The 21,405-nt window shown below is 64.3% G+C and carries 18 protein-coding genes; 2 read left to right on the top strand and 16 right to left on the bottom strand.

What is annotated here, in order from left to right; genetic code table 11:
* Positions 1–26 precede the first annotated feature (26 nt).
* The 7 genes from FFI89_RS32810 to mepA all read right to left on the bottom strand — a co-directional run bounded on the left by FFI89_RS32810 (position 27) and on the right by mepA (position 5,768).
* Positions 27–1,352 carry an MFS transporter gene (locus FFI89_RS32810; RefSeq protein WP_138831589.1) on the bottom strand — a complete coding sequence of 442 codons (1,326 nt, stop codon included), beginning with the start codon at positions 1,350–1,352 and terminating at the stop codon, positions 27–29.
* Between the two features lie 148 nt (positions 1,353–1,500).
* Complete coding sequence (modC, locus tag FFI89_RS32805; protein WP_138831588.1) at positions 1,501–2,160, bottom strand: molybdenum ABC transporter ATP-binding protein; 660 nt, start codon at positions 2,158–2,160, stop codon at positions 1,501–1,503.
* A gap of 2 nt (positions 2,161–2,162) precedes the next feature.
* Positions 2,163–2,858: a molybdate ABC transporter permease subunit gene (modB, locus tag FFI89_RS32800; protein ID WP_138831587.1), complete on the bottom strand. Its 696-nt coding sequence runs from the start codon at positions 2,856–2,858 to the stop codon at positions 2,163–2,165.
* Positions 2,858–3,643, bottom strand: a complete 786-nt coding sequence (gene modA / locus FFI89_RS32795; protein WP_138831586.1) for a molybdate ABC transporter substrate-binding protein — start codon at positions 3,641–3,643, stop codon at positions 2,858–2,860. The genes modB and modA overlap by 1 nt, the downstream gene beginning before the upstream one ends.
* A gap of 196 nt (positions 3,644–3,839) precedes the next feature.
* Positions 3,840–4,346, bottom strand: a complete 507-nt coding sequence (locus FFI89_RS32790) for a hypothetical protein (RefSeq protein WP_138831585.1) — start codon at positions 4,344–4,346, stop codon at positions 3,840–3,842.
* A gap of 1 nt (position 4,347) precedes the next feature.
* Entirely contained in the window at positions 4,348–4,557 is a 210-nt protein-coding gene (locus FFI89_RS32785; protein WP_138831584.1) for a molybdopterin-binding protein, read from the bottom strand.
* Between the two features lie 260 nt (positions 4,558–4,817).
* Complete coding sequence (gene mepA / locus FFI89_RS32780) at positions 4,818–5,768, bottom strand: penicillin-insensitive murein endopeptidase (protein ID WP_138831583.1); 951 nt, start codon at positions 5,766–5,768, stop codon at positions 4,818–4,820.
* A gap of 412 nt (positions 5,769–6,180) precedes the next feature.
* Between mepA and FFI89_RS32775 the strand changes: the two genes are divergently transcribed.
* Positions 6,181–8,397, top strand: a complete 2,217-nt coding sequence (locus FFI89_RS32775) for a bifunctional diguanylate cyclase/phosphodiesterase (protein ID WP_138831582.1) — start codon at positions 6,181–6,183, stop codon at positions 8,395–8,397.
* A gap of 161 nt (positions 8,398–8,558) precedes the next feature.
* Here FFI89_RS32775 and FFI89_RS32770 read toward each other — a convergent pair whose 3' ends face one another.
* From FFI89_RS32770 to lepA, 4 genes are all read right to left on the bottom strand, one after another.
* Positions 8,559–10,526 carry a methyl-accepting chemotaxis protein gene (locus tag FFI89_RS32770; protein WP_138831581.1) on the bottom strand — a complete coding sequence of 656 codons (1,968 nt, stop codon included), beginning with the start codon at positions 10,524–10,526 and terminating at the stop codon, positions 8,559–8,561.
* Positions 10,527–10,698: 172 nt separating this feature from the next.
* Positions 10,699–11,886, bottom strand: coding sequence for an acyl-CoA dehydrogenase family protein (locus tag FFI89_RS32765; protein ID WP_138831580.1), 1,188 nt, complete (start codon positions 11,884–11,886; stop codon positions 10,699–10,701).
* Between the two features lie 245 nt (positions 11,887–12,131).
* Entirely contained in the window at positions 12,132–13,391 is a 1,260-nt protein-coding gene (locus FFI89_RS32760; protein ID WP_138831579.1) for an MFS transporter, read from the bottom strand.
* Positions 13,392–13,559: 168 nt separating this feature from the next.
* Positions 13,560–15,371 carry a translation elongation factor 4 gene (gene lepA / locus FFI89_RS32755; protein ID WP_138831578.1) on the bottom strand — a complete coding sequence of 604 codons (1,812 nt, stop codon included), beginning with the start codon at positions 15,369–15,371 and terminating at the stop codon, positions 13,560–13,562.
* Positions 15,372–15,486: 115 nt separating this feature from the next.
* Here lepA and FFI89_RS32750 point away from each other — a divergent pair, with 115 nt between their 5' ends.
* Positions 15,487–17,085, top strand: coding sequence for a glycosyltransferase family 39 protein (locus FFI89_RS32750; protein WP_138831577.1), 1,599 nt, complete (start codon positions 15,487–15,489; stop codon positions 17,083–17,085).
* Between the two features lie 135 nt (positions 17,086–17,220).
* Here the strand turns inward: FFI89_RS32750 and FFI89_RS32745 are convergent, their stop codons facing one another.
* From FFI89_RS32745 to FFI89_RS32725, 5 genes are all read right to left on the bottom strand, one after another.
* Positions 17,221–17,547: an HPr family phosphocarrier protein gene (locus tag FFI89_RS32745; protein ID WP_138831576.1), complete on the bottom strand. Its 327-nt coding sequence runs from the start codon at positions 17,545–17,547 to the stop codon at positions 17,221–17,223.
* The gene (locus FFI89_RS32740) at positions 17,544–17,945 is read right to left on the bottom strand and encodes a PTS sugar transporter subunit IIA (RefSeq protein WP_021076632.1); all 402 of its coding nucleotides are present in this window, start codon (positions 17,943–17,945) and stop codon (positions 17,544–17,546) included. Before FFI89_RS32740 ends, FFI89_RS32745 begins: the two co-directional genes overlap by 4 nt.
* A 133-nt stretch (positions 17,946–18,078) precedes the next feature.
* The gene (locus FFI89_RS32735) at positions 18,079–18,600 is read right to left on the bottom strand and encodes an HPr kinase/phosphorylase (RefSeq protein ID WP_138831575.1); all 522 of its coding nucleotides are present in this window, start codon (positions 18,598–18,600) and stop codon (positions 18,079–18,081) included.
* Positions 18,597–20,414, bottom strand: coding sequence for a sensor histidine kinase (locus tag FFI89_RS32730; protein WP_138831574.1), 1,818 nt, complete (start codon positions 20,412–20,414; stop codon positions 18,597–18,599). Before FFI89_RS32730 ends, FFI89_RS32735 begins: the two co-directional genes overlap by 4 nt.
* Positions 20,415–20,537: 123 nt before the next feature.
* Complete coding sequence (locus tag FFI89_RS32725; protein WP_027541437.1) at positions 20,538–21,239, bottom strand: response regulator transcription factor; 702 nt, start codon at positions 21,237–21,239, stop codon at positions 20,538–20,540.
* Positions 21,240–21,405: the final 166 nt, after the last annotated feature.

Raw genomic sequence — 21,405 nt, 5'->3', positions numbered from 1 at the left:
GCGGCGACGGCTGGGCCTTTCAAGGCCTAGTGCGCCAGCGCGACCTCACCCGATGCCTGCTCGCGCCGCACGTCGATGCGCAGGCTCATGACCACGGCTGCGCCAACGACCGCGCATCCGGCGAGCAGGAGCAGGCCGACCGTGAAGTTGCCGGTCAGATCCTTCAGGTAGCCCATCGCAAACGGACCGGCGAAGCCCGAGAGGTTGCCGAGCGAGTTGATCGCCGCGATCCCGGCAGCGGCCGACGCTCCGGTCAGGAAGCTTGCCGGTAGCGGCCAGAACATCGCCGGCACCGCGGAGACGCCGATCTGCGCAAAGCAAAGCAACGCCATGACGACGACGGGATTCGATACCAGCCCTGACAATCCGATTCCGATCGCCGCCATCAGCAGCGCCGCCGCGACGTGGCCTTTCCGTTCCATCGTGCGGTCCGAATGCCGACCGAGCAGCACCATGCCGACGCCGCCGAAGATAAAGGGCAACGCAGCCAGCAGTCCGGTCTGGGTATCGCTCACGCCAAAGTTCTTGATGATGGTCGGCAGAAAGAACGCGACGCCGTAGCTCGCCGCATTGAGGCAGAAATACACCAGGGCGCAGAGCAGGATGCGGACATCGGTGAGTGCCTGAAATAGTGAAAGATGTTCGATTCTCTCCTTGTTCTGTTTCTCGGTTGCCTGCACGTTCTCCAGCCACGCAATCTCGTCCTTTTGCAGCCAGCTCGCCTGACGCGGAAAATCGGTGAGATAGAACAACACGCCGAGCCCCACCAGGACCGATGGCAACGCTTCCAGAACGAACAGCCACTGCCAGCCTTCCAGTCCCCAGCCGCTCAGGTTCAGCAGCATTCCGGAGATCGGCGCGCCGACGATGGATGAAATCGGGATCGCCAGCATGAAGAAGCTGATGACGCGCGCGCGATAGACTGCCGGGAACCACAGGGTCAGATAGAAGATGATGCCGGGAAAGAAACCGGCCTCGCATGCACCAAGCAACAAGCGAAGCGTATAGAAAACCGTTTCGTTCGACGTTCCGGTGACGCCTGATATCGACGGGATGAAGGCGAACGCGGCCGAGACGATCCCCCAGGAGATCATGATGCGTGCGATCCAGACCCGCGCGCCGACCCGCTCCAGAAAAATGTTCGAAGGCACCTCAAACAGAAAATAGGCAATGAAGAAAAGTCCGGCGCCCAGTCCGAAGGCCGCCTCGCTGAAGCCAAGCGCCTGGTTCATGTGCAGCTTGGCGAAACTGACATTGACGCGATCGAGATAGGCAACGAAATAGCACAGGATCAGAAACGGTATCAGCCGCCGCATCACCTTGCCGATTACGCGCCGTTCGACGTCTTCCATGGCATTGCTCTCCCGTTTGTACCGTTCGGTATTTTCGAGAAGGCTTCCACGGGTTTACAGCGCAACTATGGCGCGGCCCGACAGCCTGCGGGCTCTCCCGGATGCCTCTACCGAAGGCCATAGCATGCACTGCGGCTGAAGGTGGCCGTTACGCCAATACCTTGACCCCGCCGAGCGCTGTCACCCGTCCGCGCTGTAGCATCACGATTTGCGTGGCGAGCTGGCGCAGCTCCGCCGCGTCGTGGCTGACATAGACCATCGGTATGCCTTCGTCGCGCAGACGCACCAGATAGGGCAGGATCTCGACCTTGCGGCCCTCGTCGAGCGAGCCCAGCGGCTCGTCCAGCAGCAGCAGCCGCGGCTTCGACAACAGCGCGCGACCGAGCGCCACGCGCTGGCGTTCGCCGCCGGAGAGCCGGCCGGGGCGGCGGTCCAGCAGATGTCCGATATCGAGCAGCTCGGTGACGCGCCTGTGCTGCGCCGGATCCGCGGTGAGGCGGTTCATGCGCCGGCCGTAGTCGAGATTTTGCCGGACATCGAGATGCGGAAACAACCGTGCATCCTGGAATACATAACCGATCCGGCGCCGGTGCGGCGGCACGTGCACGCGCGTGGCGGTGTCGTCGAGCACATCGCCGTCGAGCGCGATCGTGCCGCGGTCGGGTCGCAGCAGCCCTGCGATGATGTTGATCAGCGAGGTCTTGCCGGCGCCGGAGGCGCCGAACAGGCCGGTGACGCGGCCCTGGCTTTCGAACGAAGCCTGAAGCGAGAATTCGCCGAGTTGCTTGGTGATGTCGACGCGCAGCATGGTCAGTTCCCGTGCAGGCGCCGCAGGGCGCGCCGCGCAAACCATTCGGATGCGATCAAGGCGCCCATCGCGATCACGATGGAGATGATCACCAGCCGGGCCGCGGCGCTGTCGCCGTCGGGGGTCTGGATCAGCGAATAGATGGCCGATGAGATGGTCTGGGTTTCGCCCGGGATATTGGAGACGAAGGTGATGGTGGCGCCGAACTCGCCGATCGCCTTGGCAAAGCCGAGCACCATGCCGGCCAGCACGCCGGGCAACGCCAGTGGCAAGGTCACGGTCGCAAACACCTGCCAGGGCGCCGCGCCGAGCGTGCCGGCGGCCTGTTCCAGCCGGCGATCGATCGCCTCGATCGAGAGCCGGATCGGCCGCACCAAAAGCGGGAACGACATCACGCCGCAGGCGAGCGCGGCTCCGGTCCAGCGGAACGCGAACACGATGCCGAGATGATCGGCCAGCCATGCACCGACGAGGCCGCGGCGGCCGAACGTCAGCAGCAGCAGGTAACCCGTGACAACCGGTGGCAGCACCAGCGGCAGATGGATCGCAGCGTCGACGACCGACTTGCCCCAAAAATCCCGCCGCGCCAGCAGCCACGCCAGCGCAATGCCGAACGGCGTCGCTACCAAGGTCGCAATCACGGCGACCCGCAATGACAGCAGGATGGCCGTCCATTCGGCCGGCGAGATCTCGGACATCAGGTTGAGGGGCTGACCAGGAACTTGAAGCCATATTTCTCGAGGACGGTCTTTGCCGCGGTCGAGCGCAGGAAAGCGAGATAATCCGAGGTCTCCGGCTTCGCGGTGGTCGTCGCCGCCACCGGATAGATGATCGCCGGATGGGAATCGGCCGGAAAGGTGCCGACGATCTTGACGCCGGGTTCGACCTTGGCATCGGTGGAATAGACGATGCCGAGACCGGCTTCGCCGCGCGCCACCAGCGTCAGTGCGGCGCGCACGCTGTCGGCCATCGCGAATTTGGATTCGGCCGCCTGCCACGCGCCCAGTCTCTCCAGCGCCGCCTTGGCGTATTTGCCGACCGGCACGGCCTTGACGTCGCCGGTGGCGATCCTGCCGTCACCGGCAAGTTTGGCGAGATCGAAGCCGGCTCCGATGTTCACATGGTCGATCCTGGAATCCTTCGGCGCGATCAGCACGATGCTGTTGCCGAGCAGGTTGACGCGGGTCGGCTCGTTGATGTTCTTCTTTCCGATCGCGTAGTCCATCCAGTCGGTATCGGCGGAAATGAAGACGTCGGCCGGCGCACCCTGCTCGATCTGCTTGGCGAGCGCGGAACTGGCGGCATAGCTCACGGTGACCTTGACGCCGGTCTTCGCGGTATAGGCCGCGTCGATGTCGTCGAGCGCGTTCTTCATCGAGGCTGCGGCGAAGACCGTCAGGGTTTTGTCCTGGGCGGAGGCGGGCGAATACGCTGCCCCGAGCAGGATGACAAAGGCGGTCGCAATTCCGGCGAGACGAGACATGAGGGCGCTCCGTGCGAGATCGCGAGCCGCGCCGTTGGCGCGCCGCAAATCAGGCGTTGGTCGGTCAGGGATGCGACAGGCGGAAGCGCCGTTCCAGCCGATCCGACGGCTTACGGCCGATCGGATTATCGTCAAGGGCCGACAATAGCAGGCTGACGGACCGGGTAAAGGTGACCGTTGGTCTATCCGGCGGTCACTATTCGGTCGGCAGGACCGCGATCGAGATCGAATTGTCCTTGCTGCCGCTGACCTGCAGCACGAACGGGCTCGCCGAAAGCTCGTATTTCATGGTCTTGCGGATGCCGTCGCAGTCGGTGACGCCGCTGAACGCCCTGGGCTTCAGGGAGTGGCCGTCCTGCACCACGTCGACCCAACCGCCCGAGGACAGGCTGACCGTGTAGAGGCCCGCCTTGGGCGCCGTCTTGATGCTGGCGAAGCCGGCAAAGGTGCCTTCCTTGGGCGCCCGCTCGGGCGGCGTCGGCAGCCTGGCGTCGGCGGACGCGACCAGCGCCAGCGTCAGGCCGGTGGCGGGCAAGGCCGCAAGTTCGCCGCCCGACGCGAGCCTGGCGCGATCCGGCGCCGTCAGCGCCGCCCGCGCGCGCTCGATCGGCCATTTGAACTTGTCGCAGCCGCTCGGTTCCTCCGCCGCCCACGCGGGGGCGGCGCCGAACAGTGCCAGCGAGAGGAGGAGGGCCGTACGCATGTCAGTCCACCGCGATCATGACGTCGGAGGCTTTGATCACGACAGTGGCCTTGCCGCCGGTCTTGATGCCGAGCTCGTCGACCGCCTCGTTGGTGATCGAAGAGGTGATGATCTGGCCGTTGCCGATATCGACGCGGACATGCGAGGTGGTGGCGCCCTTCTTGACTTCGATAACGGCGCCCTTGATCTGATTGCGTGCACTGATGCGCATGACGGTCCTCACGAGGCCAGACGCGCGGGCATGCCGCACGTTGCTGCCTGATTGGTTCGATGAGATTTCGGGACCGTCGTCCCCGGTGTGACGCGCGCTTACGGCGCCGCGATATCGGATACTATAGCGTTTTCGAGCGAAGTGGAAACCGGTTCGCGTGAAGAAAACGCGTCAAAACAAAAGAGCAGAGCCCCGTTCTGATTCAATCAGAACCGGGCTCTAGCGCATTTCGCGGCGGCGAGAATAGCCTGCCGGAGCGGCTATTGCTTGGCGTCGGGCGCGGCCAGCACCGCCTTGCAGGCGGCCGGCAGCGCCGCCATCGTCATCGGCGGCTTGGGCTTGGGCGGCTTCGGCGGCGGTTTGGGATGGAGCACCGAATCCTTGAACCAGTAGGCCAGATCGCCGGTGCTGCAGCCCTCGCTTTCCGACGGATCGGGTTGGCTCTCGCATTCGGCGCCGCTGCCGGGCGGGCATTTGATGCGGATATGGAAATGATAGTCGTGGCCGTACATCGGCCGTACCTTGGAGAGCCAGTGCCGGTCGCCCTTGGCCTCGCGGCACAGCGCCTTCTTGATCGCGGCATTGACGAAGATCCGCTGCACGGTCGGCTCCAGCGCGGCGGCGCGGATCACGGCGAGATGGCCCGGCGTAAACACCCTGGTATCGACGTCGAGCCGGTCGTTGCGCACCATCATCACCGCCGACATTTCCTCGCGCTCGTTGCGCGACAATGTCCGGTTCGGCATCGGCGTCAGCCAAATGTCGGCATCCAGCCCGACCTGGTGGCTGGCGTGGCCGGTGAACATCGGGCCGCCGCGCGGCTGCGACATGTCGCCGACCAGGATCCCGGGCCAGCCGGCATCCTTGTGCGCCTTTTCGGAAAGCCGCTTCAGCAGTTCGACCATGTCGGGATGCGCGTAATAGCGATTGCGCGACAACCGCATCACCTGCCAGGTTTTGCCGTTGATGGGCAGCGCTTCCGCGCCCGCGATGCAGCCATGCGCGTAAAATCCGAGCACGCGCGTCGGCATCGCCGCCGGCAGCACCTTGCGGCCGAACAGTTCCTTGGCGCCGATCTTGGGATCGTTGGGGTTGGCGAGCGGCGGCAGCGGTTTGGCGTCGAGCGTGCCCTTGTCCTGCGCCCGCGCGGCAGCGGCATTGACGACGGCGATCGCGATCAGGAGCGGGATCAGAATCAGGCGGCGGGTCATCGGATCACTCTATCTGCCCGAACGTAACATGAAACAAGCGAGACGGGACAAGCGCGCCAATCGCAATCGCTTGAGGCTCTTGGGTTCGACGTCAATCAAAGCTGGGTGTCGGCGGCCGCCGTCTTAACCGTCCGATAACCCTGTCGATCATTGGCAAATATTCATGCGTACGCGCGCCGTTTCGCGCATTCGTTGTGCAATCCGGCAAGCATTGCATTCCCATCATGCGTGGCTCGCAGTTTTGCCATGTTTATTTTCACTTGTTCCGTGCAATGACACACGCCCCGCGCGAACAAGCCCTTTTAACAGGCATGCGGAACCCGGGCGCCGAATTGGCGGATCGGCAAGAGATACCAATTTTTCAGATACTTATCGGAGAACATGGCACGCAAGAACGCGGTGGGGCGCAGCAATGCCGAACAAGAAGCCAAGAACAGCGAGCAAGCCGAAACGGCCGGCGCGCGCCCGCTTGTTCGGCCGGCCGGCAAAACCCGGCCCGCAACGCGTCGGCAGCCGCCGCGTTCGTGCCGAGATCGGCGAGATCGCGCGCAAGCGCGTCGAGGTCGAGGCCGCGATTGCGGATGCGCGCAAATCCGATGAGATGTTGCGCGAGGCGATCGACATCCTGCCGCAGGGCGTCGTGTTTCTCGACGCCGAAGGCCGTTACATTCTCTGGAACAAGAAATATGCGGAGATCTACAGCCGCAGTTCGGACCTGTTCGAGCGCGGCGCGCGGCTGGAAGACACCATCCGCATCGGCGTCAAGCGGGGCGATTATCCCGAAGCGATTGGCCGCGAGGAGGCGTGGATCGCCGACCGGCTCAGGAAGCTATACCAGCCCGGCGAGCGGCACGAGCAGACGCTGGCCGACGGCCGCGTCATCCTGATCGACGAGCGGCTGACCGAGGGCGGTGGTGTGATCGGCCTGCGCGTCGATATCACCGAACTGAAGCAGCGCGAGGCTTCATTCCGGCTGCTGTTCGACAGCAACCCGGTTCCGATGATCGTCTGCGCGCTCGACGGCGAGCGGATTCTCGGCATCAACGACGCCGCGATCGAGCACTATGGCTATAGCCGTCAAGAGTTCGAAAGGCTGACGATTCGCAATCTGCAGGCGTTCGATCCCGAACTGCCGTGGAGCGGCGAACGCTCCAGCGACGAGCAGAACGCGCGAACCTGGAAACATGTCAGGGCTGACGGCACCCTGATCGACCTTGCGATCTATTCGCGCCAACTCGTTTACGGCGACAAGCCTGCCATCCTGCTGGCGTTGATGGACATCACCGAGCGCAAGCGTGCCGAGGCGCGGCTGGCCTTCATGGCCCAGCATGACGGATTGACCGGGCTGCCGAACCGCTCCCTGCTGCGGCAGCAGATGGACGATATCCTGCTGCACACGCGACGCAGCGCCGAGAAAGTCGCGGTGCTGGTGCTCGGCCTCGACAATTTCAAGGCGGTCAACGATACGCTCGGCCACGGTGTCGGCGACAAGCTCCTGCGCGGCGTCGCCAAACGATTGAAGTCGACGCTGCGCGAGGAAGACACGGTGGCCCGGCTCAACTCCGACGAATTCGCGATCGTCCAGAGTGGCGTGGCACGTCCCGAGGACGCGGTGCTGCTCGCGAAGCGGCTGCTGGAGGCGATCGGTGACCCCTATCTGCTGGACGGTCATTCCGTCGTGATCGGCGCCAGCATCGGCATTGCGGTGTCGCCCGGCGACGGTGACGAGTCCGACAAACTCCTGAAGAACGCCGACATGGCCTTGTCACGCGCCAAGAACGACTCGCGCGGCACGTTCAGCTTCTTCGAAGCCGAGATGGATGCCCGGGCCCAGACCCGGCGCAAGATCGAGATCGACCTGCGCGAAGCGATCCACAACGATGTGCTGCGGCCGTACTACCAACCGCTGGTCGACCTTTCGACCGGACGTATCACCGGCTTCGAGGCGCTGGTGCGCTGGCCGCATTCCGAGCGCGGCATGATTTCACCCGCCGAGTTCATCCCGGTGGCCGAAGAGACCGGCCTGATCAACGCGGTCGGCGGGCTGATGCTGCGCCGCGCCTGCATGGATGCCGCACAATGGCCTGACGACGTACGCGTCGCGGTCAATCTGTCGCCGCTGCAGTTCCGCATCGGCAATCTGTTGTCGGTGGTGATGGATACGCTGAAGCAATCCGGCCTGCCGCCGACGCGGCTGGAACTCGAGATCACCGAAACGCTGCTGCTCGAGAAGAGCGACCAGGTGCTGGCGACACTGCATGCGTTGCGGTCGCTCGGGGTGCGCATTTCGATGGACGATTTCGGCACCGGCTATTCCAGCCTGAGCTATCTGCGCAGCTTTCCGTTCGACAAGATCAAGATCGACCAGTCGTTCGTCCGCGATCTCGCCGCCAATCCCGATGCCCAGGCGATCGTTCGCTCGATCATCAGCCTCGGCAAGGGCCTCGGGGTCACGATCACGGCCGAAGGCGTCGAAACCGAAGCCGAACTAAGCTGCCTGCGCAACGAAGGCTGCCACGAAGGGCAGGGCTTTCTGTTCAGCCGCGCACGGCCCAATGTCGAGATCGTCAGCCTGTTGAAGGCGCAGCGCGGCGAGAGGCCGACGGCGGGGAACGCGCTGGTGGCGTGAGGCCAGACTGTCATTCCGGGATGCGCGAAGCGCAGACCCGGAATCTCGAGATTCCGGGCTCGATGCTTCGCATCGCCCCGGAATGACAGTGCGCAATTCGATCTCGCGAAATCTGTCTCCGGCGTTTCGCGGCACAACCGGAAGCGCGCCGCGACCGGAGCCTATGCGGCGTCGCGTAGGCCGGCCAGGAAGGTATCGACGCTTTCGTGCAGCGCGTCGGCCTGACGGCCGAGTTGGCCGGTGGCGGCCAGCACGTTGTCGGCGAGCGCGCGCGAGCGGTCGGCGGACTGGCTGGCGCCGGTCACGTTGACCGAGACTTCGCTGGTGCCGGTGGCCGCCTGTTGCACGCTGCGGGCAATCTCCCGCGTCGCTGATTCCTGCTGTTCGACAGCGGCGGCGATCGTGGTGGCGATGCCGTTGATCTCGCGAATGGTGTCGCTGATGCCGCCGATCGCGGTCACGCATTCGCCGGTCGCGGACTGGATGGCGGCGACCTGTCCGGCGATCTCGTCGGTCGCCTTCGCGGTCTGGCTGGCGAGTTCCTTGACCTCGGAGGCGACGACGGCAAAGCCTCTGCCGGCCTCGCCGGCGCGTGCGGCCTCGATGGTCGCGTTGAGCGCCAGCAGGTTGGTCTGGCTTGCGATCGCGCCGATCAGCCGTAGCACGTCGCCGATTTTTTCGGCCGCGGAGGCGAGGCTGCCGACCATTTCGGTGGTTTGCCCGGCCTTGACCACGGCGTTATCGGCGACCTGGCTTGAATGGGTGACCTGGCGGCCGATCTCGGCGACGGAGGAGGCCAGTTCCTCGGTGGCGGCAGCCACCGTGCTGACGCTGGCGGAGGCCTCCTCAGAGGCCGCAGCCGCGGCGGCGGCCTGTTCCGAGGTGCCGTTCACGCTGGCGGTGATTTCGCCGGCCACGCGCTGCATGTCCGACGTCGCCTTGGCGACGGTGGCGACGACGCTCTTGACGTCGGCCTCGAAGCGATCGGCCATCTGGCGCTGCAGGGCCTTCTTCTCGAGTTCGCTCTGCTGCTTGGAGGCTTCCTGCGCGTCGCGCATGCCACGCGCCTCGATCATGCTGCGGCGGAACACGTCGACCGCCGCCGCCATGGTGCCGAGTTCGTCGCGGCGTTCGCTGCCGGGGATCGTGACGTCGATTTCGCCGCTCGAAAGCCGGTTCATGACGGCGGTGATGGCGGCGAGCGGCCGTGACAGCCCGCGGCCGAGCAGGAACGCCAGCACGATGGCCACCGCCAGGATCGCAACGGTGCCGAGAACCAGGTTGCGTTGTGAGGTCGCGGCCGCGGCGTCGTACTCGGTCGTATCCTTGATGATCTCGATGACCGCGACCGGCTGGCCGGCATAGTTCCTGATCTGCCCGAGAAAGAGGGCGGCCGGATGACCGTCGAGCGTCGCTTCGCGGCGCAATGCCCCGCCATCCATCACACCCTTGAGTTCGTCCTGGGTGGCAATCACGGTCTCGCCAAAGGTCGAGGACAACTTCTTGAACGCGGTGCCGTCGAACGAATGCACCGCAAGGTCGATGCCGAAGCGCTTTTTGGCACGATCCACGAATTCCTTGCCGAAGGCTGCGCCGACGTCGACGTTCGCCAGGCTTTTGCCGTCGCGAATGATCGGAGTCATGCCGAAAATGCCGAGCGCCTCTCGCCCGGGCTCGACGCCGACGATCGGCTTGCCAGTCTTGATAGCTTCGACAACCGTGCTCCGGCGGCCGGATACATCGTCACCGAAAATCTTGGGTTCGTGAACACGGTAAAACGAAGTCGCCGGAGGCACCTGGAAGGTAATCAGCGGGATACCTTGCGCCTTCAATGCCTTGTTGGCGTCGCCGAGCAGGGCCGCCAGCTCATCGCGACTACCCCTGGTGATGGCCTCGCTGACCGGAGGCAGCGCGGCGACCACCGCACTTACCGCGAGCGCGGCGCGGCCTTCGTAGTCGACGGCCGCAATGACGCTGTCATATTGCAGCTTGAGCTGCTGATCGAGCGCCAGCCGCGTCAACGCGCGCTGCTGCATGATCGAGAAGGTTCCGAGAATGGCGCAGGCGAGGGCGACCGTCAGCGAGATGGCGAGGATCAGGCGGGCGGCGATCGATCGAATTTTGAACATGAAGAGACGGAAGCTCCGCGAGGCAGGATTCCGTCCAGAGATTTCATAAACTGTTTAACAACAGGGGTAGATCGCCGGTACGTAAAAGTACGGTGTGTCATGTTGGAGCATAGCGTTTTCGAGCGAAGTGGACACCGGTTCGCGTAAAGAAAACGCGTCAAACAAAAGAGCTCTAGCGCGCCGTTGGCGGGGTGCCGAGGCTGGCGGAAAGGATCGCCTTGCCGGCATCCTCGTAATGGGTGTCGCGCGCCTGGATCTGCTGGGCGATGGCGTGCATGTCGCGAAAGCGCCGCTCGAACCTGTTGGCGGCGAATACGGCGGTGGCGCCGGCCATATGATAGGCGGTGTCGACCACGGCGGCCGACTGATGAATGGTCCAGGTCGCGGCGATGCGAAGCGCGATCCGATGCTGTTCGCTGAGCGGGTCGCCACGCGACAGATCGCGCCAGACTTCGCCCGCGGTGCTGTAGAGATAGGCGCGCGCGGCGCGCAACGTCGCCTCGGTGCGGCCGATCAGGCCCTGCACGGCGTTGTTGTCGCGCATCGCCTTGAGGCCTTGCGGCGTCTTGCCGCGGGCCAGATCCGTGGCGGCGTCCAGCGTGGCGCGGGCGACGCCGAGCGAGGTCGCGCCGAACCCCATGCTGAACACCATGTTGGTGGTGAGTTTGTACAGCGGGCCGTTTTCCCGCAGCGCTGTAGGGTCGTCGCGCAGCGCCGCGAATTTTTCCGGGATGAAGAGATTGTCGACCGAATAGGAATCGGTGCCGGTTCCCTTGAGGCCGATGACGTCCCAGACGTCGTACATCGTGGCACTCGCCATCGGAAACAGGATGGTGCGGATCTCCGGCGAGCCGTCTTTCTTGCGCCGCTGAGTGCCGTCGGCCTCGACGACCCGGACATGGGCGCCCAACCAGCTCGCCTGCCGCGAGCCGGAGGCAAAGTCCCAGCGCGCGCTGGCCTTGTAGCCGCCCGGAACCGCCTGCACTTCATGCGCGATCGCGCCCCAGGCGAGGATGCCGGGCGCGGTGTTGAAAACCTCGTTGGCGGCATCGGGATCGAGATAGGCCGCGGTCATGGCGCAGACGCTGCATTGGCCGAGGCACCACGCGGTCGAGGCATCGGCCTTGGCGATTTCTTCCTCCATCTGCATGAAGGTTTCGAGCGGCGCCTCACTGCCGCCGAGGCTTTGCGGCAGCAGCGAGCGATAAAGTCCGTTCTCGATCAGGGCCGAGGTTACAGCCGGTGTCAGCCGCCGCGTTCGCTCGATCTCGTCGGCGTCGCCTGCGATCAAGGGCTGCAGCGCTCGTGCGCGTTCGACCAGATCGATGCAAGTGCCCTGTTTCCGAAGTTCGTAATTCATTGCGGCGACCTCTTATACGAACTTCGGAAATAATAAGGGCACTAGAAATTTGATCTTTCTAGTGCCGCTAATCGATTTGAAGTTCCTGAGATGAACTCGCGGCAGCCGCTGCAGGAACTTCAAATCGGCGGCACTGGTATGTCTGTTCATGCGCTTCCTCGCAGTCTTTTATTCTTGGCGCTGATGTGATGGTGACCCAACCGCCGCGCGCGATCAAGCCGGGGAGGGCGTCTGCTGCATTCGCATCATGCCGTTGCGGACCCGAGATCGAGCGCAGGTTGCGTTGGCCGCTTCGCCGACGGAAAGCTCAGCGCCACCGCGACCGCGGCCATGCCGATGCCGAACGAGCCGACATAGAGCCAGCCATAGCTCTGGAAGGTGTCGAACACCCATCCGCCGGCCAGCGGTCCCAGTGCCATGCCGAGGCTGGCGAACGCCGACACGGCGCCGAATACGGACCCCATGATGCGGGCGCCGAAATATTCGCGCACCAGTACCGCATAGAGCGGCATCACGCCGCCATAGGCGATGCCGAACACTACCGACAGCGCATAGAACTCGCCGAGCTGGCCGACCGCGAGATAGGTCGCGACCGAAAGCGCCTGCACGAACAGGCCGCCGACCAGCACCGGCTTGGCGCCGAGGCGATCGGCCATCGCGCCGAGCAGCAGGCGGCCGCCAAGGCCGGAGAACCCGGCCAGGCTGTAGACCGTGACCGCGGTCAACGGCGCGATGCCGCAGATCATGGCGTAACTCACCATATGGAAGATCGGCCCGGAATGCGCCGCGCAGCAGGCGAAATGGGCCAGCGCCAGCGTGATGAATTGCGGAGTCCGCAACGCCTGCGCCACCGTCCATTGAGTCTCCGGCATACTGGCCCCGCCTGCGGTGGCGGACGATGCGGCCGGCGGCGCCGGCCGCACCAGTAGGGCGGCCGGAATCAACAGCGCCCACGCCGCGATGCCGATCACCAGCATCGCCGTGCGCCAGTCATAGGCGGTGATCAGGTAGCTTGCGGAAGGCGCGATCGTCAGCGGCGCCACCCCCATGCCGGCGGATACCAGTGCGACCGCGAGGCTGCGGTGCTGCTCGATCCAGGCGCTCGCCACCGCGACCATCGGCGCATAGAAGCTGCCGGCCGCGATCCCGATCAGGACGCCGAACGCAAGCTGGAATTGCCAAAGTGTATTGGCCTGGCTCGCCGCGACCAGGCCGGTCCCGAGCAGCAGGCTGCCGGCGAGCACGACGATGCGGGTGCCGAACCGGTCGGACAGCGCGCCCCAGAAAAACGCAGCGAGCCCCATGCAGAGGAAGTCGATCGTCGCCGCCGCGGAGACGCCGCTGCGCGACCAGCCCATCGCGGTCGAAATCGGCTGCAGGAATACCGCCAGCGACAGCATCGCGCCAAAGCCGACGCAGGTCATCATGGCGCCCGCGCCGACCACGACCCAGCCGTAGTTGAATTCCCGCTTGAATCCCTGATTGAGCCCCTGGGATTTGCTCATGCGCTTCCCCCGCTGTTTTTTAATTATCTGAGCGGGGTAGATGGTGGCCTATCTGCGGCCGTCGAGCAAGACGAGTGATGGCTGTCATTACGGGGCGCGCAAAGCGCGAACCCGGAAACTCGAGATTCCGGGTTCGTCCTTCGGACGTCCCCGGAATGACGCGATACCTCAGCTATCCACCTTCAGCGCGGCAATGAACGCTTCCTGCGGGATGTCGACCTTGCCGAACTGCCGCATCTTCTTCTTGCCTTCCTTCTGCTTCTCCAGAAGTTTGCGCTTGCGGGTGATGTCGCCGCCATAGCATTTCGCGGTGACGTCCTTGCGCAGCGCGCGGACGGTTTCGCGCGCAATCACCTTGCCGCCGATCGCGGCCTGGATCGGGATCTGGAACATGTGCGGCGGGATCAGTTCCTTCATCCGCTCGACCATGGCGCGGCCGCGGCCTTCGGCGCGGGTCCGGTGCACCAGCATCGACAGCGCATCGACCGGCTCGTTGTTGACGAGGATCTGCATCTTCACAAGGTCCGCTGCCTTGTAGTCGGTCAGGTGATAGTCGAACGAGGCGTAGCCCTTCGAGACCGACTTCAGCCGATCGTAGAAATCGAACACCACTTCGTTGAGCGGCAGGTCGTATTTCACCATCGCGCGGGAGCCGACATAGGTCAGCTCCTTCTGCGAGCCGCGGCGGTCCTGGCACAGCTTCAGCACGCTGCCGAGATATTCGTCGGGGGTGAGGATCGTGGCTTCGATCCACGGCTCCTGGATCTCGGCGATCTTGACCACGTCGGGCATGTCGACGGGATTGTGGATCTCGATCTCCTGCCCGTCGGTCAGATGCATCTTGTAGATCACGCTCGGCGCGGTCGCGATCAGGTTGAGGTCGAATTCGCGGCTCAGCCGCTCCTGGATGATTTCCAGATGCAATAGGCCGAGGAAGCCGCAGCGGAAGCCGAAGCCCAGCGCTGCCGAGGTTTCCATTTCGAACGAGAAGCTGGCGTCGTTGAGCCGCAACTTGCCCATCGCCGCGCGCAGCGTCTCGAAGTCGTCGGCGTCGACCGGAAACAGGCCGCAGAACACGACAGGAATGGCCGGTTTGAAGCCCGGCAGCATCTCGGTGATCGGTTTGCGGTCGTCGGTGATGGTGTCGCCGACGCGGGTGTCGGCGACTTCCTTGATCGCTGCGGTGATGAAGCCGATTTCACCGGGGCCGAGTTCGTCGACCTGCGTCATCTTCGGCGTGAAGAAGCCGACGCGCTCGACGTCATAGGCGGCGTTGGTGCCCATCATGCGGATGCGGCTATTCTTCTTCATCACGCCGTCGACCACACGAACGAGCACGACGACGCCGAGATAGACGTCGTACCAGCTATCCACCAGCAGCGCCTTCAAGGTCGCTTCGCGGTCGCCCTTCGGCGGCGGCAGGCGGGTGACGATGGCTTCCAGCACGTCGGGAACGCCGAGGCCGGTTTTGGCCGAGATCATCACGGCGTCGGAGGCGTCGATGCCGATCACGTCCTCGATCTGCTTCCTGACCTGTTCGGGCTCGGCTGCCGGGAGATCGACCTTGTTGAGGATCGGCACGATCTCGTGACCGGCGTCGAGCGCGTGATAGACATTGGCGAGCGTCTGCGCTTCGACGCCCTGGCTGGCGTCGACCACCAGCAGCGATCCCTCGCAGGCCGCCAGCGAGCGCGAGACTTCGTAAGCGAAGTCGACATGGCCCGGCGTGTCCATCAGGTTGAAGATGTAATCCTTGCCGTCCTTGGCGTGATAGCTCAGCCGGACGGTCTGCGCCTTGATGGTGATGCCGCGCTCGCGCTCGATATCCATGGAATCGAGCACTTGTTCCTTGCCCGCCATTTCGCGATCGGTCAGCCCGCCCGTCATCTGGATCAGGCGGTCGGCCAGCGTCGACTTGCCATGGTCGATATGGGCGACGATGGAGAAGTTGCGGATGTTGGAAATGGGGACGGCTGTCATGGGGCGCGGGATAGCATTCACATCCCCGTGCGGCAACCATATTGCTGTATTTTAAGGGGCTTTCTTCACGCCTGGTTGATTCCATAGCAACGAAAAACGCGCTACGCACGGAAGTATGTCGACATCATCCATTTTGCCCGCGACCTCCAGCGGCAAGCGCGTTCCCGCCCTTCGGCGGCTTGGGGCATGGCTGGCCTCGCGCGCCAGCGACCCCAAGGCCGGCCTGTGGCTGGTGATCGGCTTTGCCACGGTCCACGCGGTGCTGTGGACCCTGATTCTGGTCAACCTGAAGACCGGCCAGGACGTCCATATGGACGTCGCGGAAGCCTATGCCTGGGGCCAGAAGTTCCTGCTCGGCTATGGCAAGCATCCACCGCTGTCGGGCTGGGTCGCCGGCGTCTGGTTCATGATCTTTCCGGTCAAGGACTGGGCGACCTATGCGCTGGCGATGGCGACGCTGGGTTGCGGGCTCGTGATCTGCTGGCTGCTGGCGCTGCGCGTGGTCGATCGCCGCCGCGCCTTCCTGGTCGTGGTGATGCTCGCGCTTTATCCGATCTTCAATTTCAAGGGCTTCAAATACAATCCGGATATCCTGCAGCTCGTGACGCTGCCGCTGTTGATGCTGGCCTATCTGGACGCGTTTGAAAAACGCAGCGTGAAATCCGGCGTCTGGCTTGGGCTGGCCGGCGCACTGGCGCTGATGACCAAATACTGGGTGCTGACCATGATCGGCGCCATCGGTCTTGCCGCGCTGATTCATCCTGCACGTCTGCAGTTCCTGCGCTCGCCGGCACCGTGGGTCGCGATCGCCACGCTTGCGGTGGCGATGTTCCCGCACTTCCTGTGGCTGAAGCAGGTGAATTTCATCGCGCTCACCTATGCCGGTGACAGCTATCATCAGTCCGATCGTGCGCAGTTGATCGATCTCGCGATCGGATACCTCGGTCATAATTTCGGGCTGGCGGCGGTACCGGCGCTTCTGGCGGCGATCGCGCTGGCGTGGCCGCCGAGACGCTGGAGGCTGTTTTCTTTCTGGTCGCGTGGTCCGAACCCGGGCGTGAATATGCCGCAGGCCCTCAACGTGTGGATCGTGCAGGCAATCGTTGCGTTCGGGCCGCCGATCGGCGCGGTGATCTTCGAAACCTACATCAAAACCGACTGGGGCATCCCGCTGTTCTTCCTGGTGCCGCTGGCGCTGGTCGCGATACCCTGGGTGCGGGTGCGGCAGATCGCGCTGTCGAACCTTCTGGCGACCTGGCTGATCATTTCGCTCGGTGTGCTGGTGGCTTCGCCGAAGATCGTCGCCTATGAGCTGGATCAGAAGCGCAATGAAGGTGCCACGTATCGCGCGCGTTCCGAACTGGCGCGCGAATTGACCGACGTGTGGCAAACCCGGTTCCATTCGCGCTGGCCGGTGGTCGCGGCCTATACTGATACCGGCGAGCCCATCACCTTCTACAGCCCCGATCATCCGGCGCCGCTGACGCCGGACGAGCCGTGGTCATCCGGCCTGACCTCGCTCGAGGAAGCCAAGCGTTCCGGCTTCATCGGTGTCTGCGAAACCGGCGACTGGAAGCTGGAAAAGTGCGAGGCCTGGATGAAGCTCCATGCCGCCAATGGCGAGCGCATGGTGATCACCACCCGCCGGTTTACGCTCGGTATCCCCGGTGCGGCGACGGTGTGGAACGTCGTCGTGATGCCGCCGGCCAAATAGCGTCGTTGGGTGTCAGACCTCATCCTGAGAGCCGCCTAGCGGCGTCTCGAAGGATCAATGGCACCAGCGGGGCCTCGTGGTTCGAGACGGCGCGGAGCGCCTCCTCACCATGAGGGTTTAATCGCTACGCGCGCCTCACGTGCCTTCTTCGTTGAACTTGTCGGCGATCAGCGCGGCGAGCGCATCGACCGCGGGCTCGGCCTCGGGGCCGACCGCGGCGACCGTCACGGTGGTGCCGGGTCCCGCCGCCAGCATCATCAACCCCATGATCGAGGTGCCGCCGACGGTCTCGTTGCCGCGCGTCACAAACACCTCGGCATTGAAGCGTTCGACCATCTGGACGAATTTTGCCGAAGCCCGGGCGTGCAGGCCGCGTTTGTTGATGATGAGAAGTTCGCGCGAGATCGCGCCGGCCGGCACGCTCGGCCCGATTTCCTTTTCGGGCTCGGCCTGGTCGCTCATTTTCCGGCGAGCACGCGGCTGGCGATGGTGACGTATTTGCGGCCGGCTTCCTGGGCCATGGCGATGGCGTCGGGAAGCGAACGCTCCTCGCGCACCTTGGCGAGCTTGACCAGCATGGGAAGATTGATGCCTGCGAGCACTTCCACCTTCGGGCGGCTCATGCAGGAGATTGCAAGGTTGGAGGGCGTGCCGCCGAACATGTCGGTAAGGATAGCTACGCCGTCACCACTGTCGACGCGGTTCACCGCTTCGATGATGTCGCTTCGACACAAATCGGAGTCGTCCTCGGCTCCAATCGTGATGGCTTCAATTTGCTTTTGCGGACCCATGACATGTTCGAGCGCCGCCCTGAACTCGTCGGCAAGGCGCCCATGGGTCACAAGCACTAGACCAATCATCGGAAACTCCTCGTGGGCGCTTTTTGGTGCACCGCACGAACGCGCCACTTTGACCATCCAGAGGCCCCGCGCAAGAGGGCATCTTGGCTATTCTCCCGGATTTTGGTGGTAGTGATGGGAGCCTGCGCCGGTCTTATTCGGTCGCGATAGTGGGACTTATATGGTTACCAAACCCCTTCAAGCAATCGGCCGAATGGTTACCAGAAGATGAACTCTCAGTTGTCGTCAGCGCGGCGACAACCAGCGGGAGGGGTAGATAGCCCGTCGGGACGGGGATTCGCGGTATCAAAACACCATTAAGGCGCGTACAGAGCGTTTCGGGCGGTGGCAGCCGCTCGGCGTCCTCGGCCGCCAGATCCACCACAAGGCCGACGACAGCCTCGCCGGCGAACTCGCAACGCCGGATTCCGAGCCCCCTGACCTCGATCAGGCCGGCCAGTTCCGGGGCCGGGCGAACCCACAATTGTCCCGCCACTGTGTCTAGATGGACACGGTCGTCGCCGACCAAAACGGCCGCCGGGAGCTGTCCCGCGCGCCCGGCCAGGATCAGGTCGAACGCCAGCCGCGACTTGCCGGCGCCCGAGGGCCCGCGGATCAGCACGGCATGCTGGCCGACCAGCACAGCGGAGGCGTGGATGCTGGGGCTCGCCGTCATGGCGCCGGCAGCCGGACCACGAAGTGCGCGCCCGCGACCGTCGGCTGGCCGTCGGCATCGGCCGGGCCAGAGCGGTTCTCGGCCCAGATCCGCCCGCCATGCGCTTCGATGATCTGCTTGGAAATCGACAGCCCCAGGCCGGAGTTCTGGCCAAAGCCCTGATGCGGCCGGTCGGTGTAGAAGCGCTCGAAGATGCGCTCCAGCGCATCCTCGCCGATGCCCGGCCCGTCGTCGTCGATCGTGATTTCGATTTCCGACCGCACGCGGCGGCAAACGATGCGCACCTTGCCGCCGGGGATGGAGAAGGATTGCGCGTTGGACAGCAGGTTGGAAATCACCTGTCCGAGCCGCGAATCGTGGCCGGGCACCGAGAACTTGTCGGTCGGGCCGCGGCCTTCGAAGCGAACCTCGACGCCGACGTCGTGTCCGAGCCGGGTTTCGTTGGCGACCGTGGTCAGCGTCGTCAGCAGGCGGCGCAGATCGACCGGCGCCATGTCCTGCCGCTGCAGTTCGGCATCGAGGCGGCTGGCGTCGGAAATATCCGAGATCAGGCGGTCGAGCCGTTTGACGTCATGCTCGATCACCTCGAGCAGCCGCGCGCGGCTGGTTTCGTTGCGCGCCAAAGGCAGCGTCTCGACCGCCGACCGCAGTGAGGTCAGCGGGTTCTTCAGTTCGTGGGCGACGTCGGCGGCGAACATCTCGATCGCCTCGATCCGGCTATAGAGCGCGTTGGTCATGTCGCGCAGCGCGCCGGAGAGATGGCCGATCTCGTCGCGGCGGCGCGTGAAATCGGGAATCTCGACGCGGGTCTGGATGCGGCGGCGGACGCGCTCGGCGCCGTCGGCCAGCCGCCGCACCGGGCCTGCGATCGTGCTTGCGAGCAGCAACGACAGCACGATCATGACGGCGGAAGCGACGCCGCCGACTTTCAGGATCGCGAGCCGCTCGGCGGTCACCATCTGGTCGATGTCGTCACCCTGCGTCGACAGCATCAGCGCGCCATGGACGGCGCGGAACCGCTGCACCGGCACCGCGACCGAGACGATCACCTCACCGCGGTCGTTGACGCGCACCATGCTGGTCTTGATGCCGTCGAGCGCCTGCACGACTTCGTGGTAACCCTTGCCGTTCTCGGGTCCGAGTTCGCGGTACAGCGGCAGGTCGCCGCGATTGAGCCAGGTGCGGATCGCGATCATGGCGCGTTCGACGATGCCCGGCTTCTCCAGCGTCGGCGGCGGCAATTCGAAACGCAGCACGTCGCCGCGGCCGTAGAGATTACGGCTGTCGAGAATCATGCCGCCGTCGCCGCCATAGATGCGGGCGCGGGTCTTGGTCGGCGAAATCAGCCGCCGCAGCACCGGAGCGACCCGCTCCGGATTGATCGGGAAATCGAGCCCGGAATACTCGTCCGGCACGCCGTAGCTTTCGCCGGGCTTGAGGTCGAGCAACCGGTCGGGGTCGATGGTGATGGTATTGGTTTCGACGGTGGCGGACGCCGCGATGGCGCCGGCAATGATCTCGGCCTGCACCAACAGGCTCTGCGCGCGCGCGTCGATCAGGCCAGCGCGGAATTGCGACAGATAGAGAATGCTGGCGACCAGCGCGACGAGGCCAGCGAGATTCAGCGAGACGATGCGCCGGGTGAGGCTCGAGAACGACAGCGCGAAGAAGAACTGCCCGGCGCGCCGCAGCCAGCCCAGCGGCCGCCGCCAGCCCTTGTCGGCCGAGGTGTGGTCGGCAACAAGATCCTGATCGAGGCGCTCCGAAGCGTCCTCGTCGTTCAGGCCTTGATCAGGCTGCGTTCGATCTAGCAATGGCCAAAACTGCCCGTTGTCTCGACTTACGTCCGCGATGCGCGCCGCTCGCGTATCCTGCCCGGGCATCCTATCCGAGCGCTGCGGCGGCGTCAGTCAACAAACCTCGCCAAAAAATGCGGATCAGGCTTCCTTGAAGCGATAGCCGACACCGTACAGCGTCTCGATCATCTCGAAATCGTCGTCGACCACCTTGAACTTCTTGCGCAGCCGCTTGATGTGGCTGTCGATGGTGCGGTCGTCGACATAGACCTGATCGTCATAGGCCGCGTCCATCAGCGCGTTGCGGCTTTTCACCACACCGGGGCGCGTCGCCAGCGCCTGCAGGATCAAAAATTCCGTCACCGTCAGCGTCACCGGCTCGTTCTTCCAGGTGCAGGTGTGACGCTCCGGATCCATCCGCAGCAGGCCGCGGTCCAGGGCGCGTGCATCCGGCTCCTTCGGCACGGCGGTCGGATCCTTTGGCTGGCCGCGGCGCAGCACGGCCTTGACGCGTTCGACCAGCAGGCGCTGCGAGAACGGCTTGCGGATGAAATCGTCGGCGCCCATCTTGAGGCCGAACAATTCGTCGATCTCTTCATCCTTGGAGGTCAGGAAGATTACCGGCAGATCGGATTTCTGCCGCAGCCGCCGCAGCGTTTCCATACCGTCCATGCGGGGCATCTTGATATCCAGGATCGCCAGATCCGGCGGCGAGGTGCGGAAGCCGTCGAGCGCCGATGCACCATCCGTGTAGGTCATGATGCGATAGCCTTCGGCTTCGAGCGCGATCGAGACGGAAGTCAGAATGTTGCGGTCGTCATCGACCAGGGCGATTGTGGGCATGAGCCTGCTTTCGAAAGAGACAGTGGCTTAAACGGCGGGCAATCCAGCCATGCGCCGCATAAATGGGCTTCGTATACGGTCAACGAGCAATGCAAGCTGGGCTGAAGTGTGACCGAGTTCCGCAAAAACGCTTCCACGGACGATACGTAGCCCCCCATATAGCACC

This window comes from Bradyrhizobium sp. KBS0727 (assembly GCF_005937885.2).
In the GTDB taxonomy this organism is placed as follows: Bacteria; Pseudomonadota; Alphaproteobacteria; order Rhizobiales; family Xanthobacteraceae; genus Bradyrhizobium.
This window is presented reverse-complemented; position numbering and strand designations above follow the sequence as displayed.